The 18527-nt window shown below is 34.6% G+C and carries 22 protein-coding genes and 1 tRNA gene; 14 read left to right on the top strand and 9 right to left on the bottom strand.

The window, feature by feature from the left end:
* Positions 1 to 142: 142 nt before the first annotated feature.
* The gene (locus ACQH2P_RS07490) at positions 143 to 760 is read right to left on the bottom strand and encodes a CatB-related O-acetyltransferase (protein ID WP_425363660.1); all 618 of its coding nucleotides are present in this window, start codon (positions 758 to 760) and stop codon (positions 143 to 145) included.
* 209 nt (positions 761 to 969) lie between these two features.
* On the opposite strand from ACQH2P_RS07490, the gene ACQH2P_RS07485 reads away from it, so the two are divergent.
* Positions 970 to 1152, top strand: a complete 183-nt coding sequence (locus ACQH2P_RS07485) for a hypothetical protein (protein ID WP_425363659.1) — start codon at positions 970 to 972, stop codon at positions 1150 to 1152.
* Between the two features lie 71 nt (positions 1153 to 1223).
* On the opposite strand, the gene coxB is transcribed toward ACQH2P_RS07485, so the two are convergent.
* Both coxB and ACQH2P_RS07475 read right to left on the bottom strand, forming a co-directional pair.
* Positions 1224 to 2024 (bottom strand): cytochrome c oxidase subunit II, encoded by an 801-nt coding sequence (gene coxB, locus ACQH2P_RS07480; protein WP_425363658.1) that lies wholly within the window; start codon positions 2022 to 2024, stop codon positions 1224 to 1226.
* Positions 2025 to 2083: 59 nt separating this feature from the next.
* On the bottom strand, positions 2084 to 2221 hold the full coding sequence (locus ACQH2P_RS07475) for a hypothetical protein (RefSeq protein WP_425363657.1): 138 nt from the start codon (positions 2219 to 2221) through the stop codon (positions 2084 to 2086).
* A 207-nt stretch (positions 2222 to 2428) separates the two neighbouring features.
* Between ACQH2P_RS07475 and ACQH2P_RS07470 the strand changes: the two genes are divergently transcribed.
* From ACQH2P_RS07470 to ACQH2P_RS07460, 3 genes are all read left to right on the top strand, one after another.
* Positions 2429 to 3181, top strand: a complete 753-nt coding sequence (locus ACQH2P_RS07470) for a YebC/PmpR family DNA-binding transcriptional regulator (protein ID WP_425363656.1) — start codon at positions 2429 to 2431, stop codon at positions 3179 to 3181.
* 1 nt (position 3182) lies between these two features.
* Positions 3183 to 3923 carry an NTP transferase domain-containing protein gene (locus ACQH2P_RS07465; RefSeq protein ID WP_425363655.1) on the top strand — a complete coding sequence of 247 codons (741 nt, stop codon included), beginning with the start codon at positions 3183 to 3185 and terminating at the stop codon, positions 3921 to 3923.
* 179 nt (positions 3924 to 4102) lie between these two features.
* Positions 4103 to 4747: a dienelactone hydrolase family protein gene (locus tag ACQH2P_RS07460; protein ID WP_425363654.1), complete on the top strand. Its 645-nt coding sequence runs from the start codon at positions 4103 to 4105 to the stop codon at positions 4745 to 4747.
* On the opposite strand, the gene ACQH2P_RS07455 is transcribed toward ACQH2P_RS07460, so the two are convergent.
* Entirely contained in the window at positions 4709 to 4870 is a 162-nt protein-coding gene (locus ACQH2P_RS07455) for a hypothetical protein (protein WP_425363653.1), read from the bottom strand. The genes ACQH2P_RS07460 and ACQH2P_RS07455 overlap by 39 nt on opposite strands.
* Before the next feature lie 25 nt (positions 4871 to 4895).
* Between ACQH2P_RS07455 and glyA the strand changes: the two genes are divergently transcribed.
* The 4 genes from glyA (at position 4896) to queA (ending at position 10851) form a co-directional block, all read left to right on the top strand.
* Complete coding sequence (glyA, locus tag ACQH2P_RS07450) at positions 4896 to 6158, top strand: serine hydroxymethyltransferase (RefSeq protein WP_425363652.1); 1263 nt, start codon at positions 4896 to 4898, stop codon at positions 6156 to 6158.
* Between the two features lie 270 nt (positions 6159 to 6428).
* Positions 6429 to 6869: a hypothetical protein gene (locus ACQH2P_RS07445; RefSeq protein ID WP_425363651.1), complete on the top strand. Its 441-nt coding sequence runs from the start codon at positions 6429 to 6431 to the stop codon at positions 6867 to 6869.
* Between the two features lie 209 nt (positions 6870 to 7078).
* Entirely contained in the window at positions 7079 to 9796 is a 2718-nt protein-coding gene (gene gyrA, locus ACQH2P_RS07440; protein WP_425363650.1) for a DNA topoisomerase (ATP-hydrolyzing) subunit A, read from the top strand.
* Complete coding sequence (gene queA / locus ACQH2P_RS07435) at positions 9793 to 10851, top strand: tRNA preQ1(34) S-adenosylmethionine ribosyltransferase-isomerase QueA (RefSeq protein WP_425363649.1); 1059 nt, start codon at positions 9793 to 9795, stop codon at positions 10849 to 10851. The genes gyrA and queA overlap by 4 nt, the downstream gene beginning before the upstream one ends.
* 624 nt (positions 10852 to 11475) lie before the next feature.
* On the opposite strand, the gene ACQH2P_RS07430 is transcribed toward queA, so the two are convergent.
* A tRNA-Gln gene (locus tag ACQH2P_RS07430) sits at positions 11476 to 11550 on the bottom strand.
* On the opposite strand from ACQH2P_RS07430, the gene ACQH2P_RS07425 reads away from it, so the two are divergent.
* The 5 genes from ACQH2P_RS07425 to tnpB all read left to right on the top strand — a co-directional run bounded on the left by ACQH2P_RS07425 (position 11537) and on the right by tnpB (position 14556).
* Positions 11537 to 11689: a hypothetical protein gene (locus ACQH2P_RS07425; RefSeq protein WP_425363648.1), complete on the top strand. Its 153-nt coding sequence runs from the start codon at positions 11537 to 11539 to the stop codon at positions 11687 to 11689. The genes ACQH2P_RS07430 and ACQH2P_RS07425 overlap by 14 nt on opposite strands.
* A gap of 117 nt (positions 11690 to 11806) precedes the next feature.
* Entirely contained in the window at positions 11807 to 13129 is a 1323-nt protein-coding gene (locus tag ACQH2P_RS07420; protein WP_425362501.1) for an IS5 family transposase, read from the top strand.
* Positions 13130 to 13588: 459 nt separating this feature from the next.
* Positions 13589 to 13810: an Eco47II family restriction endonuclease gene (locus tag ACQH2P_RS07415; RefSeq protein WP_425363647.1), complete on the top strand. Its 222-nt coding sequence runs from the start codon at positions 13589 to 13591 to the stop codon at positions 13808 to 13810.
* Between the two features lie 15 nt (positions 13811 to 13825).
* Positions 13826 to 14215, top strand: coding sequence for a hypothetical protein (locus tag ACQH2P_RS07410; protein ID WP_425362660.1), 390 nt, complete (start codon positions 13826 to 13828; stop codon positions 14213 to 14215).
* Positions 14203 to 14556 (top strand): IS66 family insertion sequence element accessory protein TnpB, encoded by a 354-nt coding sequence (gene tnpB / locus ACQH2P_RS07405; RefSeq protein ID WP_425363646.1) that lies wholly within the window; start codon positions 14203 to 14205, stop codon positions 14554 to 14556. Before ACQH2P_RS07410 ends, tnpB begins: the two co-directional genes overlap by 13 nt.
* Here tnpB and ACQH2P_RS07400 read toward each other — a convergent pair.
* From ACQH2P_RS07400 to ACQH2P_RS07390, 3 genes are read right to left on the bottom strand one after another with little or no spacing between them, the layout of a single operon-like run.
* Positions 14553 to 15662: an IS66 family transposase gene (locus ACQH2P_RS07400; RefSeq protein WP_425363645.1), complete on the bottom strand. Its 1110-nt coding sequence runs from the start codon at positions 15660 to 15662 to the stop codon at positions 14553 to 14555. The genes tnpB and ACQH2P_RS07400 overlap by 4 nt on opposite strands.
* Positions 15663 to 15700: 38 nt before the next feature.
* A complete protein-coding gene (locus ACQH2P_RS07395) occupies positions 15701 to 15934 on the bottom strand; it encodes a hypothetical protein (RefSeq protein WP_425362621.1) in 234 nt (77 codons plus the stop codon).
* 30 nt (positions 15935 to 15964) lie between these two features.
* The gene (locus ACQH2P_RS07390) at positions 15965 to 16198 is read right to left on the bottom strand and encodes a hypothetical protein (RefSeq protein WP_425362589.1); all 234 of its coding nucleotides are present in this window, start codon (positions 16196 to 16198) and stop codon (positions 15965 to 15967) included.
* Between the two features lie 45 nt (positions 16199 to 16243).
* Here ACQH2P_RS07390 and ACQH2P_RS07385 point away from each other — a divergent pair, with 45 nt between their 5' ends.
* Complete coding sequence (locus ACQH2P_RS07385; RefSeq protein WP_425364133.1) at positions 16244 to 16942, top strand: Eco47II family restriction endonuclease; 699 nt, start codon at positions 16244 to 16246, stop codon at positions 16940 to 16942.
* Here the strand turns inward: ACQH2P_RS07385 and dcm are convergent.
* On the bottom strand, positions 16917 to 18170 hold the full coding sequence (dcm, locus tag ACQH2P_RS07380) for a DNA (cytosine-5-)-methyltransferase (protein ID WP_425363644.1): 1254 nt from the start codon (positions 18168 to 18170) through the stop codon (positions 16917 to 16919). The two genes, ACQH2P_RS07385 and dcm, sit on opposite strands and share 26 nt — an antisense overlap.
* Between the last annotated feature and the right edge of the window lie 357 nt (positions 18171 to 18527).

Below are 18527 nucleotides of genomic sequence, written 5' to 3'. Positions count from 1 at the left end.
AAGATTTTAGATAGTTTCTCCGTCATTGCGAGGAGCTACTAAAGTAGCTCCTCGCAATGACGATTGGGGTACCTAGAACTTATTCGGGTTAGCTATAGATTTTTGTTTTTTGTTGTGCTTATGCATTCCTTTCTACGTTTTACTATTTACATTTTTTGAATTGTTCAATATCCGCCCCTACTATGACCTTGATATTTCTAGTAATTTTATCATAATCCCAATCCCACCATTTTATTTGTACTAACTCATTGATTACATCATCTGAGAATCTTTTTCTAATAATTCGACTAGGATTACCTGCAACGATAGAGTAGGGTGGTACATCCTTGGTGACCACTGCATATGCTCCGATAATCGCTCCATCTCCTATTGTTACTCCTGGCATAATGACTGCATTGGTACTAAACCACACATCATTACCAACTATTGTACTCCTAGCTTTACCAGGAGTTGGGGTATAATTATTCCAACCTTCAAAAATAAAAAATGGATAAGTAGAAAAACCATCCATGAGATGGTTGACATCATCCATGATAAAAGTAGTCCTTTTGGCAATAGCACAAAACTTACCGATAATTAATTTACACTGATGACAGCCTATAACGTTATTACGTTCAAAATATTCTGGGTACTGATCGTCATGATAGTAACTATAATCACCTACCATTATGTTAGGATTGTGAATAAAATGTTTTAAAAATATAGTTTCTTTAACCTGTTTTGGGTAAATATGTGGATAATTATTGCTAGGCTGTACCATAGAACCTTGTTCATTTAGTGAATATTAACTTTTATTTTGAGTATACACTAAAAATACCTAGCACTAAGCTTTTCATTTAATTTAACTTAAAAAATATTTATAGTTAACTTGACTAGCCATCTCCGACAGTCTCCTAGCATTACTCAGTTTATTAGCGATGAAGCAACTGTAACTTGTCATTCTTGCTATAGTTATGTCTATAGGATTAGGTGATAAAGAACATAACTATTGTAAGTTGTCATTCCCGCGAAGGCGGGAATCTAGATACCTGCTTTCGCAGGTATGACACAAAGTTTGTATCACCTAATTCAATAGGTTTCACTATAACTTGTCATTCCCGCGTAGGCGGGAATCTAGATCCCTGCCTACGCAGGGATGACATAAAATTGTAAGATGCCGCTCCCGCACCACTTTGTCATTTCTAGCTGCGGCGGGAATGACAACTTACAATTTCTCGTTGACCTTATGGTCTCCTAGCAATGACGTTTGTCTTTACTTGCATAGAGAATTTTGTTTTTGTTGCAATTAGCCAATTTTGGAATTCTTCCTTGCTTACCACTTCAATGGCAATCGGCATAAAGCCATGATTAACACCACAAAGCTCTGAACACTGACCATAATACACACCTTTCTTACTAATTTTAGTCCAGGTTTCGTTGATTCTTCCAGGAACCGCATCAATCTTTATACCTAATGCTGGTACTGCAAAACTATGTATGACATCTCCTGCGGTAATTAAAAATTTTACGGTAGTATTTTCTGGTATGATAATACGGTTATCAACTTCTAACAATCTTTTCTGACCAGGTTTTAAGTTTTCATCAGTAATTAAATAACTATCAAATTCAATATTATCATGATCAGGGTAGATATAGTGCCAATACCACTGATATCCTACAACTTTAACCGTCATGTCTATTTCAGGAATTTTCTCAGCAAACCGTAAGACACGGAATGAAGGTATGGCAATAATAACCAAAATTATTATAGGAATTATCGTCCAAATAACCTCAATCAATATGTTATGAGAGAATTTTGCTGGAATGGGATTGGCTTTGGCATTAAATCTAATACAAACATACATTAGTAGAACGAAAATAAAGACAACTATTCCGCCTGATATTAGTAGCAGGAAATTATGAAACCCCTGTAGCTCTTCCATAAGAGGGCTTGCCGGGGTTTGTAACAACATTTGCCACGCCTGAGGTGCTGATGCCAGGCAGTCGTGAGCAAATAAAAGATATAAAATTATAAATTTTTTCATAAATAATACTTAGTGGGCTTAACCCTATATGCTATAGTTAGACAATATAGCTAACCCTATTAAGTTCTTGATATTGTTATAAGTTCCTCAATGTCATTGCGAGGAAGTAGCATTGCTACGACGAAGCAATCCACTTCTGGTCTTTTGGATTGCTTCGTCGCTACTAAAGTAGCTCCTCGCAATGACGGAGAGGTCATCTAGAACATTAACGGATTAGCTATAATAAGATGATATGTAGTTTTATTAAAGTAAAAAAATATGGTATGGTGAAAAAACTTGACTATAGAGGTTACTTGAGGAATTTATTATTGACTTTAAACTGCCTTATGATACGATTCGGCTTACTAATGAGTATACTCAAATACTTTGAGTATAGATTCTTCAAAATGATTTAAGATTACAATATGGCCGGTCATTCAAAATTTAAAAATATTCAGCACCGAAAGGGTGCGCAAGATAAAAAAAGGGCAAAAATTTTTACTAAGTTAGTTAGAGAAATTATTACTGCTGCTAAATTAGGCTCTGATATAAACAATAATCCACGGCTGCGGAGTAGTATAGCTGCAGCTCGGAGTCATAATTTGCCAAAGGAACGAATAGATAAGGCAATAAGTGCGGCAAGTGATTCGAATAACAACGAAAATTACACAGAGATTAGATATGAGGGCTTTGCTCCCGGTGGGATTGCAATAATAATAGAGGCTTTAACTGATAATAAAAATCGTACGGCTGCGGAGATTAGGGCAGCTTTTAGCAAATTTGGTGGCAATTTAGGTGAAACTGGCAGTGTTAGTTATCTGTTTAATCATCTCGGAGTAATACAATATCCGGCAAATGTAGCAACAATAGAAGCTATGTTTGAAAGTAGCCTAGAGGCTGGAGCAAAAGATATGATTTCTGAAGAAGATACATACTTAATCTACACAGATATTGAGAACTTTGTGCAAGCTCTTGAATTTCTGACCAATAAATATGGGCATCCTGAAGAATCTTACATAGGTTGGGTGGCTAAAAATACCATAATTATAGAAGAGAATGATAAAGCAGAGAAGCTATTAAAATTAGTAGATATTTTAGAAGAAAGTGATGATGTGCAAAAAGTTTTTGGTAATTATGAATTATCTGATGCAATTTATGAAACTATGAAGGACGTTTAATATGGATTGCCAAGTTATTGTTCTAGCTGCAGGTAATGGTAGAAGAATGGAATCTACCTTACCAAAAGTAATGCATAAAGTTGGTGATATATCTATGCTTGATAGGGTGATAACCAATGCAAAGCAAGTGAGCAATGAAGTTATTTTAGTTCATTCATGGCAGTTAGAAGAATATATTGTTTGTTATAAAGATATTTGTAAATTTGTTTTACAGCCAGAACCTCTTGGTACTGCTCATGCTGTATATAGTACTCTGGATTTAATTGATGACAACAAAATTGTGGCAGTACTTTATGGAGATAATCCTTTAATTACGGCAGATATTATTAATGATTTACTAGAACATCTAGTTTCGACAAATTCTGCTGTAACAACATTGTGCTTTAAGCGAGATAATCCTGGACAATATGGACGAATAGTTACTGATAAACTAGGAAATTTTTTAAGGATTGTTGAATTTAAGCAAGCAACAAGTGAAGAACTAGCTGTAACAATTTGTAATTCTGGTGTCATGGTTTTTGCAGAAGGTATATTAAACAAATATTTACCTTCTATCTTTTTAGAGAAACCTGATAAATCAAAAGAGTTGTATTTAACGGAATTGGTAAAAATTGTTAAGGATGGTGGAGAAAAAGTATCATATTTGTTATCTTCCGACCACGACATAGTGGTTGGAGTAAATACTAAACAAGAGCTAGAAGAAGCTAATAGAACTATTGCTAAGTTAACGGGGGATAGCTAGCCTATTAGTATTTTGCCATAGTAAACTGACGTCATTGCGAGACCACGTAGTGGTCGTGGCAATCCATCTCTAATCTTGGATTGCTTCGTCGCCACTAAAGTGGCTTCTCGCAATGACATTTGTCAATTTGGCGTAATGTTAGCCCTGGTTAGTTATATAAAAATTAAGAGCTTAAAAAAATGACTAAAAATGAAATATTATCCTATCCGGAAGTAAAAAGTTTGAACAATGAATGTAAAAAGCTTGTCATATTGTTACATGGGCTTGGTTCAGATGGAGATGATTTAATAGGATTAGTTCCCTTTATGTCTAAGGAATTACCCGATTGTCACTTTATTGCACCACATGGCATTGAAAAATTTGATAACGCCTCTTATGGTAGACAATGGTTTAGTCTAAATAACCGTACCCCCGATATAGTCAGGGAACTAGTTGCTAAAAATAGTGGCTTAGTTGTTAGCATAATCCAAAAGAAACAAGAAGAACTAAATTTAACTAATAAAAATACCATCATAATTGGTTTTTCACAGGGTACCATGATGGGACTATATTTAAATTTTATACAAAAAGAACCTTTTGCTTGTGTAATAGGGTTTTCTGGCAAATTAATTGCTCCACAAGAATGTATCAATAAAACTACTCCAGTTTGCGTGATACATGGTGAATTAGACGATGTGCTTGACGTAAGTAGCATGGACGAAATAATAGAATATCTAGAGAAATATGATATTGCTTATAGTCACTACAGGGTACCAAATCTTGCACATTCTATTGATGATAGGGGACTACAATTTGCCGTTAAGTTTATAGCTAACCAGGGCTAACATTATGTCAAATTTACAAACGTCATTGCGAGTAGGCACAAGCCTACGAAGCAATCCATTTTTGGTTACTTTTATGGATTGCTTCGTCGACCTACGGTCTTCTCGCAATGACGTTGACCACATACGACTTAAATAGTAGGTTAAATTAATGAATATATTTACCAATAAATTATCTGAAACAGATAACGATATATACCAAATTATCAATGGCGAAAAAAAACGTCAGCATGATTTTATTGAATTGATTGCCTCTGAAAATTTTGTAAGCCCAGCAGTATTAGAAGCACAAGGCTCAATTCTGACCAATAAATATGCTGAAGGATATCCGGGAAAACGCTATTATAATGGGTGTGTTGAGGTTGATAAGGCTGAGACTTTAGCTATAGAGCGGGTTAAAACACTATTTAATTGTAAATATGCTAATGTTCAGCCTCATTCCGGTTCTCAGGCTAATCAGGCAGTATTTTTAACCTTATTAAAACCACATGATACCATACTTGGTATGTCGCTAGATACAGGCGGACATTTAACTCATGGTGCTCCGCCTAACTTGTCTGGCAAATGGTTTAACTCTGTGTTCTATTCGGTAAATAAGGAGACTTATCTAATTGATTATCAGCAAATAGAGCGATTGGCAGTGCAGCATAAACCTAAATTGATTATAGCTGGCTATTCTGCCCACTCACGTCAATTAGATTTTGCTAAATTTAGGGAGATTGCTGATAGAGTAGGGGCGTATTTAGTAGCAGACATTGCCCATATTGCTGGACTGGTTGCGGTAGGTGAACATCCAAGTCCTTTGCCTTATGCTCATGTTGTGACTTCTACTACTCATAAAACTCTGCGTGGTCCACGTGGCGGTCTTATTCTGTCAAATGATGAGGAGTTGGGTAAGAAGATAAATCTTGCTTTGTTCCCTGGGTTGCAAGGCGGACCATTAATGCATATTGTTGCAGCAAAAGCAGTGGCATTTTTGGAAAACTTACAACCAGGTTATCATTTATATATAAAACAGGTTATCAGTAACGCCAAAGCACTTGCTAACAGTTTAATGGCAAGAGGCTATGATATTTTAACTAATGGCACTGATAATCATATAGTATTAGTGGACTTACGGAAATATAGTATAACTGGTAAGGTGGCGGCAGATTCACTGGAAAGAGCCGGTATAACCTGTAATAAAAATGCTATCCCATTTGATGCCACTTCACCATTTATTACTTCTGGTATTAGGCTTGGTACTCCAGCATGCACCACTAGAGGATTTAAAGAAAAAGAATTTGTAGAAGTTGGTAATATGATTAGCGATGTATTAGATGGCTTGAAAACTACTGAAGATAATAGTGATTGTGAGCAAAAAACTTTTCAACAAGTTAAAAAATTAGTAGATAATTTTCCGGTTTATGTTTAAACTATAAGTCACAAGTTATAGCTAACCTGACTAACGTTACGTCAAATTCACAGATGTCATTGCGAGGAGCCACTTTGGTGGCGACGAAGCAATCCAAGAGCATGGATTGCCACTACACTCATGTGGTTTCGCAATAACGTATTGTACTTTTCTGCAATTTTTAAATTGCCATGAGCATTATGCGTAAGGTGAGTTAGAAACTTATGACGATATCAAGAACCTAAGAGACTATTGGGTTAGCTATACAACGGTTTTAAAAAGGCAAAGTTTATGAAGTGGACTATATTTAGAAATAAGGCTAAATATGATATGAAATATCCGAATGGCAACTTGCCTGCTATAGAGTTGCAAGTCATTTCGAGTATAAATGATAATGTATTTGATTCAACCAAAAAATCAGTATCTTTTAACAATCCACTTGTGACTAAAACAATTAAATATGAAAAAGAAACAGCTGAAAATATAAAATTAGAAGAAAGCACAGTAGTAGCAAAACCAATAGGACGCTGTACAAAAATTCTTGACTTATTAAAGTCTATTTTTACTTCTGCTGATCCTAATCATAGTAATTGTTGTTCTGTTAATCAGGGTTATTCTGCTAATCCTGATGAAATTGGTTCTTACCCTGGTGTAGTTGAACTTGATGGGAGTTGTTATCCTGACACTATTAATTTAACAGGAGATAAAGGAGACGAAAGTGTTCTGATATAATTTTTTTAGACTCTTCTTGCCAAGATATAGAAAGTATCCAACATATATATTATTTTAATTCCTCAACTAATCTTTGACTTATGCTTAGAGTCTGTGAACAAAATAGCTTTTCCAGCTAATCTATACTCATTCAGCAATAGATTTTCTTCTGAATATGTAATATACTTAAATCATTCGAATATTACTTCAAATAAATGTAGGTTCTAACTGTGACTATTATAGATCATCAAAACTTAATATCTGTTAACATTGAAGATGAGATGAAAGGCTCATACTTAGATTATGCGATGAGCGTAATCGTCAGTAGGGCTATTCCAGATGTACGCGATGGTTTAAAGCCAGTGCATCGCAGAATCCTTTATGCAATGTATGAAGCTTCTAATTATTTTAACAAACCTCATCGTAAATCAGCAAGAATTGTCGGTGATGTAATGGGTAAATATCATCCACATGGTAATGATGCAATTTATGACTCATTAGTGAGAATGGCACAAGATTTTTCTTTAAGATTACCGCTAGTTGGTGGGCAGGGTAATTTTGGTTCAAGAGATGGGGATGCAGCTGCTGCTATGAGATATACAGAGTCAAGATTGTCTAAAGTTGCTCATACATTGCTTGAAGATATTGACAAAGAAACCGTTGATTTTGCACCAAATTATGATGGTTCTGAGAGAGAGCCGACGGTATTGCCGTCAATGGTTCCAAATCTCTTAGTGAATGGCACTAATGGTATTGCTGTCGGTATGGCTACCAATATTCCACCTCATAATCTTGGAGAAATTATTGATGCTTGCTGCCTATATGTCGATAATAATGATATAGAAATATTAGAACTTATGTCGGTGGTTAAAGGTCCTGACTTTCCGACTGCTGGCATTATACTTGGTATAAACGGTATTAGGTCAGCTTATTTAACGGGCAGGGGGAGTATTCTAACTAGAGGGCGTACAGAAATTGAAGAAATTTCTAATAATAGGCAGGCTATTATTATTACAGAAATACCATATATGGTTAATAAAGCCAAATTGGTTGAGAAAATTGCTGAACTAGTCAAGGAAAAACGTATTGAAGGTATCAGTGATCTTAGAGATGAATCAAATAAGGATGGTATTCGAGTAGTAATTGAAATAAAGAAAGATGCGGTAACAGAAGTGGTGCTGAACCAAATATATTCTTATACTCAGTTACAAACCAGTTTTGGGGTGATTATGTTAGCTCTAAAAGATGGGATGCCAGAAGTTATGAACTTAAAAGAAGTAATAGCGGCTTTTGTTAATTTTAGAGAGATAGTAATAACTCGGAGAACGATATATTTATTAAATAAGGCTCGGGATAAATCTCATATTTTATTGGGGTTAATTATTGCGGTTAGTAACATTGATGAAGTCATTAGAATTATTAAATCTTCAAGTGATCCGGCAAGTGCTAAAGAGCAACTAATGCAAAAAACTTGGGATGCATCAAATATAATAGCTCTAGTGAAACTTGTTGATGATAGAGCTGTGATAGCAGAGGATGGTAAATGTTATTTTACTGAAACGCAGACAAAAGCCATTCTTGAAATGCGGTTACAGCGTCTAACTGCTATGGAGAAGAATAAATTGGAAAGTGATCTTGGCGAACTTGCACAGGAAATTACTGGCTATACTGCTATTTTGTCATCCCGTGAAAAACTTTTAGAAATCCTGAAAAACGAGTTAATTAGAATTAAGGATGAATTCGCTACACCCCGTCTTACTAGCATTGAATTTGGTGATTTTGATCAGGATATAGAGGATCTTATTCAAAGAGAAGAAATGGTGGTGACCGTAACATTAGGCGGTTATATTAAACGTGTACCTCTTGCTACTTACAGAGCCCAAAACCGGGGAGGGAAGGGCAGGTCGGGGCTATCAATGAGAGATGAGGATATTACTACTCAAATATTTGTTGGTAGCACTCACACGCCAATGTTGTTTTTCTCAAATACCGGTCAGGTATATAGCTTAAAATTATATAAATTGCCTCTTGGTAATCCTCAGAGTAAGGGCAGACCAATAGTCAATATTTTACCTTTAAAAGAAGGAGAGCGTATCAGTAATATTATGCCATTACCTGAGAATCAGGATGAATGGGATAATTTAAATATTATTTTTGCTACAAGCCAAGGTAACATTAGAAGAAATGATTTATCAGACTTTAAACGTATTCAATCCAATGGTAAAATTGCTATCAGGCTTGATGATAATGACCATTTAATAGATGTAAAAGTTTGTAAGGATGAAGACCATGTGTTACTGGCAACAAAAGCCGGTAAAGCTATAAGATTCCCAGCTAGTTCAGTTAGGGTATTTAAAAGCCGTACTTCTGATGGTGTAAGAGGTATGAGGCTTGCTTCAAGCGACTATGTTATCTCTATGACCATATTAAAAGGCATATCATGTACCATGGATGAAAGAGAAGCTTACCGATCAATTCCTATAGAGGAAAGATTGTTAATAGCTGATGGTAAAGAATTTACACCGGAAGAATATGGGGTAAATTTAACTAAAGAACAGATTTTAGAAATGGCACTTTCTGAAGAGTTTATCCTCACTGTTACGGAAAATGGTTTTGGCAAGAGAAGTTCGGCATATGAGTATAGGATTACTAATCGTGGTGGTAGTGGTGTCGTTAATATGGATGTGTCTAACAAAACTGGTTTGGTTGTTGGCGTAATGCCGGTTAATATGTCTGATGAGTTGATGTTAATTACTAATAACGGCAAACTAATCAGGTGTAAACTTGAATCGGTACGTATCACTGGACGTAATACTAGTGGCGTAATATTATTTAAAACTGAGCAAGAAGAAAAAGTAGTTTCTGTTGCGTTGATTGCTGAGAGTCCTGAAACAGAGGAAGAAAATATGCAAGATGGTAGTAGTGATGAGGAAGTGTCGCCTGAATGAAATTAGCTGATTTTGATTTTACCTTACCGAGTGAATTAATAGCCCAGAAACCAGAAAAAAAACGAGATGAGTCTAATTTGTTGGTAGCTGCACCAAATAATCACTTAGTGCAGACCAAGTTTCATGATATAATTGACTATCTATGCCCTGGTGATTTGATGGTATTTAATGATACTAAAGTTATCAAAGCCAAATTGCTACTGAATAAAGCCGGCAAAAAGATCGAATTATACCTAAACAAGGCAATAAGCGATAATTATTGGCATGGCTTTGCCAAGCCATCAAAAAGACTTAACATCGAAGATCAGTTTGAGTTTGCTGGTAATAAGATTATTATAAGTAAAAAACTCGGGATGGGACAAGTTGAGGTCACGTTTGTTCTAGATAATATTTCAGTTTTTGAATTTCTAGAGAAATATGGCGAGGTTCCGCTACCTCCTTATATAAAAAGGTGTGGAAGTTCAATAGAGGACGCCAATCTAGAGGATGCTAATAGATATCAAACAATTTATAGTAAGAACCCTGGAGCAGTAGCAGCTCCAACAGCAGGGCTACATTTTTCTGATCAATTATTAGCGTCAATTAAAGCAAAAAATATTGAAACTGCCTTTATTACCTTACATGTTGGGGCAGGGACATTCCTACCCGTTAAAACTGATGATATTGATCAACATCAAATGCATTCAGAATATTATCATATAGATAAAAAGACTGAAGATATGATTAATAAGGCAAAAAAAGAAAATAGGCGGATAATAGCCGTCGGAACTACCACCTTACGAGCGTTAGAAAGTAACTCCATTGCCAATTCTGTTAATGGACAAATAATAAATGGTGGATTTGAAACAGACATTTTCATTAGACCAGGATTTAAATTTCAAATTGTTGATATGTTAGTTACCAACTTCCATTTGCCAAAATCTACATTATTTATGTTAGTTTGTGCGTTTGCTGGTTATCAGGAAATAAAGGATATCTACAAATATGCTATAGATAAAAAAATGCGGTTTTTTAGTTATGGTGATGCGACTCTTCTTTGTAAAAATAGCGAGTAAGGTCAGATCTTACAATGGGCTTATGGTACATGTTTTTGGTAAAATTTCGGTAGCTCTATTCATGATGCAAACTCGTTTTTGCTCTTAATTGGCATTTAAAGACTTAGTAACTGAAAGAGTTATAAGATTATAAGGATATTATGCTACACAAGCGTCATTGCGAGGAGTGTGTAAGCACGACGAAGCAATCCACTTCTGGTCTTTTGGATTGCTTCGTCGCCTAAAGTGGCTCCTCGCAATGACAGTTAGAGATCGGTTTTTTTTTCCTTAAATTGGGACATTATGTCGAATTACACTTTCACTACAAAATAAAAAATGTAGGGTATGGTATACTTGTAGAAAACTGCAAAATTGGAGTAAATTATTGATTAATAAAAAACTGATTGAAAAACTATCAGTCATACTATAACATTTCACTTATTAAACATAATGATAATTAATCAAATGAAAAAGCCAAAAGTAGCGACCTTAAGTATGCTGATTGGTTTTAAGGCAGATAATAAAAAAAAGATAGTTCAGGTTACCTAATTGATATATTCTCGTGAATATCTAACATACTGACCCGACTATTATAATTTACAGTCTCGTGGCAATCAAGATTATTTATGCCATTCTCACATACAATGGCTGGGGCGGATGGATTCGAACCACCGAATGACGATACCAAAAACCGTTGCCTTACCACTTGGCTACGCCCCATCACTCTAAGATATCTTATAGCAACAAACACTTCTCTAGTCAAATAATTTATACAATTATAGTTATGCTCATAGGATTAGGTGATAAAGAACATAACGATTGTAAGTTGTCATTCCCGCGAAGGCGGGAATCTAGATAGTCTCCCCGTCAAAAGTCTAGAAGGATAATATATAATATGGTTAGCGGGTAAAAATATCTAGATAATCCATAAGAAAATGCTATAATATTGGCAGAAACCTTATGGATTGTATGAATTATGCCGATAGAAGATATAATAAAATCCCAAAAACAAGGACAGCTTTTTGGTTATAAATTGACCGAAGAATTAAACCCTAATAACAAGTTATATAAATTAAGATCGTTAATAAATTGGACTGTTTTAGAGGAATGGTTATTGACAAATGTTAATATCAAGAAATTTGGTAGGAATCGCAGATGTCACAGGTTATTACTTGGAGTAACTATGCTGCAAGCGATGTATAACCTGTCAGATGCTGCAGCTGAAGAAGAGCTGAGAGAGAACGTATATTGGCAATATTTTTGTGGTTGGGAATATTTGCAGAAAGATGCTGAGATATCAGAAGCTAGTATACGAAGGTTTCGTGCTATATTAGGGGAAGAAGGATATAATGAGATATTAAAAGAATTAACAAGAATTGGTTGCAAAGTCGGAGTGCTTAAAAAAAAAGACTTAGCATCGATAATCGTTGATACTACAGTACAAATTAAGAATATTAAGTATCCTCATGATGTGTATTTGATGGATAAGGCAAGAATAGAGCTAGTAAAGTTATGTCATACTTTAGGCATTAAGTTACATGAGACATATGCCAAGCAATATAAAAAAGACATAGTAAAATTATGGAAATATAAGGATAATAGTAAAGCCAAAAAACGTAAGAAGGTAATGCAACATTTAAAGATATTGCTGGGTCGTTTAATAAGAATATGTCAGCGAGAAATAGCAAAAACAAAGTTAAGTTTGTCATTAAAGCAGCAAGAAATACTAAATAAGATTAAAAAGATTCAGGCACAATCTATACTGAGTAAAGCAGAGAAAGAGCGATATAAGGAGGATAATAAAGTATTATATAGTTTTCACGCACCGGAGGTAGAGTGCATAGGTAAAGGGAAATTAAACAAACCCTATGAGTTTGGTAACAAGGTTTCGATAGCAGTAAGTGGTCGAGGTAATTTTGTATTAGCGGCCAAATCATTTCATGGCAATCCATATGATGGTCATACATTATCGCAGACTGTAGAGGTTGTAAAGAAATTAACAGGAGTGGGAATAGCCAGGACATTTGTTGATTTAGGCTATAAGGGGAATAATTTTAAAGAAAAAGACAAGGTGTATAGCCCATATTGCAAGAAGAAGCTATCCTCAGATGATAAGGCAATGATCAAGAGAAGAAGTGCTATAGAGCCGATAATAGGACACCTTAAGCATTATGGTAGAGTTGGCAGAAATTACTTAAAAGGAGTAATAGGAGATATAATAAATCCGTTAATTTCCGCTGTAGGATTGAACTTACGGTGTATTGGTAATCACCTTCTCAAAACAAATTTTTCTACATAAAAATGACTCAATAAAAGAAAATTAATCAAACGATTACAAAATCGTTAACAAATCATCGTGCAAAAAATTTCTAGAAATCATCTTTTTATATTAAAAATTTACATCAAAAGAATTAAACTCTAAAATTTTATACAAAAAATTTTTTGCTAAGCTGCTAATTTTTTAATTTTTTGCACTTTTGACGGGGAGACTAGATACCTGCTTTCGCAGGTATGACACAAAGTTTGTATCACCTAATTCAATAGGTTTCACTATAGAATAAAAAATGTAGGGTACTTATGCTCCATTCCTCACGTACGTCTGTGTACGTTGTGTACTCGGCTTCGTTTCTCCTAAAACCCCGAGGGTTTTTTTGACTATACAGGAAGTCTAATAAAAGGTAATTGCATTAAACATTTAAGTTAAATATGATTATAATTGCGAATTACATTTATATCAAATTTAACCATTTTATGAATAATGTCTTATTTAAATTTTATAGATGATGCTACACTTGAAAAGATTGTTAAATTTGTCTTAGATAAAGGCAGAACAGCAATGATCAAAGCAGAAAAACAATTTGATCGTAACGTTGTAGACCCGTTTTCTATTATCTTTGAAATGGCTAGTTTTAAAGTATACTTGCAGCAAAACTGCATAACTCTATCTAATTTTTTTGTTAGTATAAAATTTATTTTATAAATTTGGGTTCCTACTATGCAAATACCATCAATTACTATTGAGCAAGTAGCTCAGCAATTTAAAGCCTGGCGTCAAACTAAAACTAACAAGTTTGATCCCATACCAAACCATCTAAAGGAATTAGTTCGCCAGCTACTCCATCACTATTCTTGCAAAGATATAGCCAAACATCTCAATATTAATAAAACAATAATTAGTTCAATTCAACGTATACTTGCAGCAAAACTGCAACAAGATATTAATTTCCTTCCATTTCAACTAGTAAATTCTATAGATACTGATCCTGTGGCTACTCCCAAACAAAATTACTACACTTGCCACATTATTAAACCAAATGGTACCAAGCTTATTATCCAAACATTGGATCCAAAAATCATAATTCAGACATTTCTATGCTGCAACTAACCCCTCAGTCAGTTATTTTTGTTGCCACTATTGCCATCGACTTTCGTAAGGGTATCGATGGTTTAATAGCTGTTTGCAGACAAAAACTTTCTTCCAACCCTCTTAATGGTTCCTTGTTTTTATTCTATAATAAAAACAGAACTGCCATTAAAATTTTGTCCTTTGATGGTCAAGGCTTTTGGTTATGCTCTAAACGCCTATCCAAAGGTAAATTTACGGCAAAACTTTCCCCATCTGATAATTCATCTTATCAGATTTGTTATAGAACCTTACACATTCTTATTCATAATGGCGATCCTAGTTATGCCAAACTCTCTAATGATTGGCGTCCTGTCATTTAAGCTGCTGTCTCTATTAATTCCGTATTATTTATATATCTTGCATAGGCAAAAGGCGTATAATTCGTAGGATGCTTCTTTGCTTTGCTGCTCTGCTCTTGCAGCCAATTTAAATATTTAAAGGCATTGATCTCGTTCTCACTACAAGTCTTTACTATACTATACAGACCACTATGTATCTCAGCACTATTGATTGTTTTAAAGAATAATGAATTCTTCCTTTGTAAAATAATGGTACGTAGTGACCTCTCAGCCCAATTATTATCAAGACTGCTAACTGGAATTTTCAAAAATTGCGTCAAACCTTCTTTATTATTTAACCAATATTTCATAGCTTGCCCAAACCTACTATTAGGCTCAACTTTCTTGTCGTTAAATAATTCGTCTATTTTGTTATATATGTTTTCTATATATTTACTGCTATGTTCCTGATGGTACTTCAGCTTTTCCTCAAGGCTCATCTCTTTACATTGATGTTCATTATGGTAAATCCCACCAGTCTGTTTGAGAAAATATCCGCATTCTTCAGGGTAATATGGTTCATTCTCTGTAAATTTTCTCTGCCCATGTGACAAACAATTGATCATCACTATTATTGCCAGTAATTCTTTATCTGCTTCTGATAATACCGGGTTATTATTGTTACTTGCATCAGTCATTAAATGAATAGAATCAGTCCTATTCTTACGATTCTTTAGTACGTTACCAATATTTTCCCCGCCATGCTTATTACCGGTAAAATATAAAACTATCACCTCATTATTGGCAGTCTTAGCACATATAGTAGTGGTATAACAACTGCGTCCTTTCTTATTTTGAGCTCGTAATTTTTTATTGGCTACAGTAATTTCTAAAATCCTGGCTCTAGTATCATCAAGGTTCAGTGAACTACATTCGGCAGCCATTTCTAATAATACCCTGTAAATTTCAGCTCCACCATCTTCTTGCCAAACATCTAAATATTGTTGCCACAGAGTGCTATATGATACAGGAACCCCGCTTAAACTTTGCAACCTAGATAAACGATAGAAGGGAGTACCGTAGGTCTTTTGTAACACTATTGCACTTTTGCTACTATTTGTCCATTTGTTGATATTCTTATTGTTCATAACTGTATAATCGCAAGCATTACAGCGTAACGTTTTCTTTACATATCTGTTGACTGTAATTGGAGCATTACCTGTAAATTGTAGCAATTTTCTAGCTTCACTATTATAGAGTTTACCATTATCACAGTGAGGACAGCTATCACCACTACAAAAATTCTCAGGAGATAAATAGCTGGTATTCGCATCCTGATAATCATCAAATCCATATTTACCTTGCCAATTACTGCGATCTCTCTTCTTGGACTCATCGTACTCTTCTTCATTACCACCATTCTTATTATCAGATTCACTCGGTGGTTCTTTTAATGAATCTGAACTATCTTTTTTTTGTTATCTGCCTTAAAACCAATCATCATCTCCTTAAGCTTATTTATACTGATGTTTGATGATGCTAGCTTGTCTATTAGTTCGTTACAAAATTTCACAAGTTCTATCACCGCTTGCTGATCATCTCCTGTTAATGAACTTGCCTTAATATGTTGTATTAGTTCTTCTCGTTCCTCAGCACTTAAGGTCGCTACTTTTGGCTTTTTCATTTTGATTCATTCATTACGTTTAATAATTGAAATGTTATAGTATAACTGATAGTTTTTCAACCAGTTTTTTTACTAATCGGTGATATTTGCATAGTAGGAACCCAAATTTATAAAATAAATTCATACTACCAAAAAAATTTAATAGAGTTATGCAGTTTTGCTGCAAGTATACGTTTTAAAATTAACTCTAGTGAGTGGTTGAAGAATGAAAAATCCCGTCAATCACAAAAAACTTTATCAAATCATCTAGGTGATTTTCATCAACAAATATTAGGTTCACTTGATGGATGGGAAAGTTTAAGTTCTGGTCAAATGGTAGATATTGTCAATCATGATAAAAAAATCATTGGAGAAGTAAAAAACAAACATAATACTCTTAAGGGGTCAGACAAAGCCCCTATGTATAGTAAATTAGAAAATTTAGTAATGCAAAAAGGTCATATGTATAAGGGTTATACGGCGTACTATATTGAGATAATTCCTAAGAAATCAAAGCGGTATAATATTGAGTTTATTCCTTCTAATGCTGCTACTGGTGCTTCATGCTCAAAAAACCCATTAATACGGCAAATAGATGGTTATAGTTTTTATGCACTTGCAACTGGTGTAGACGATGCTCTAGAACAATTATTTGAGGTAATACCAACAGTCATATCAAACTTACAGCCAGAATTCAAAATTGATAAAGGGCAAAGCGATGAGTTTATAAAAAAATTCTTCAAATCTGCGTTTCAGGCAAAATAATCATGCTAAGAGGATCAAAATAATTTTCTAGCATTGCAACAAGGCATCTGCCAATATGATATGCGAGGTTAACGGGTACAGCATTACCAATTTGCTTGTATTGTGAAGTTCTTGAACCAACAAATTTCCATGAATCTGGAAAGCTCTGTATTCTGGCGTATTCGCGTATTGTTAAAGGACGCGTCTGCGATGGATGGCATCGTTCTGTTTGTTTTTGTGCAGGATTGCAAGTCAAAGTTAGAGATGGCTCATTCCAAGAAAGTCTTCTTGCCATTCCAGTCTTACCTCCACTTAGATGATAGCTAGCACCCATATAGTCTCTTTGTAGATCATCTGGCAAATTTCTCCAATATCCACCTTCTGGTATTAATTCCATTATTTTCTTTTTCTGAGCAGTATAAGTTTGACCATCAGATATTGGCACATCCTTCAGTACTTCAGCTATACTAATGGTATAATCTTGTTCTTTAGGAAAAATAATAGAGTATGATAAGTCGTTCCTTACTCCTATTATTACTAATCGTTCTCTTTTTTGAGCTACATCTAAATATTGTGCTCTTAGAACTTTATAAGCGGTACGATATCCTAGCTGATTTAAAATATGCATCATAGTTGATAATGTTCTACCTTCGTCATGCTTTTCTAGTCCTTTAACATTTTCAGCTATTATAATTTTAGGTTTTATTTGTTCTATTGCTCTTGCATATTCAAAGAACAGAGAACCACGTATATCTTCAAAACCAAGCCTTTTACCGGCATAACTAAAAGCTTGACAAGGAAAGCCACCAGCCAAAATATCTACATAAATATTCTTATAACATATTTTACTTACATCATCATTAATGACATGCCAGCTTGGCATATTCATTTGTAATGTATCAGCTGCATTTTTATCTATTTCTATAAAAAGAGAACCTTTAAGGCCCGAATTATGTAATCCTAAAGCCAAGCCACCAGCCCCAGCAAATAGCTCTAAAACTTGAAAATTGGTTCTTCTTTCTGATTGTAATATTTTGAATCCTATATTATTATTTCCGGATAATTTTGATTTTAGTCTCTGTAATTCTTCGGATTGAAAAAAACGATGTCTGTTTTTGTTTCTGTATGCTTTTACAAGACCTTTTTTTTCCCATTTTCTGATAGTATCCAACGATACTCCTAACAAGGCACTAGCTCTTGCAATAGTAATTAGGGAATTAGTATCATGGAGCTGAGGTTCATTAAGCATATAGTAACCCTTTCTTATGTATAGGTTATTATACTATATAAATCATGGTTAATGTCAATCACTAACCTCAATACTCGATAATCAAGTTTTTTCTGAGTAGCTAAAAAAAAATAATAACTTCTTTGCTAATATGTGCTAGAATCCGATATTAAGTTAAGATATTACCTTACGCATGGTATTAAAAGTCATAGAAAAAACAGCCAGGCATCATTGCGAGGAGCCACTTTGGTGGTGACGAAGCAATCTAATGAATGTAGATTGCCACGACCACTATGTGGTCTCGCAATGACACCATTATTTTTCTACAATTTTTAAATTGCCATGGGGGTTATGCGTAAGGTGAGTTAAGATAATCAA

The organism is Candidatus Tisiphia endosymbiont of Hybos culiciformis (assembly GCF_964030975.1).
In the GTDB taxonomy this organism is placed as follows: domain Bacteria; phylum Pseudomonadota; class Alphaproteobacteria; order Rickettsiales; family Rickettsiaceae; genus Tisiphia.
Note: the sequence above shows the minus strand (reverse complement) of the source record. Positions and strands in the feature narration are given on the sequence as shown.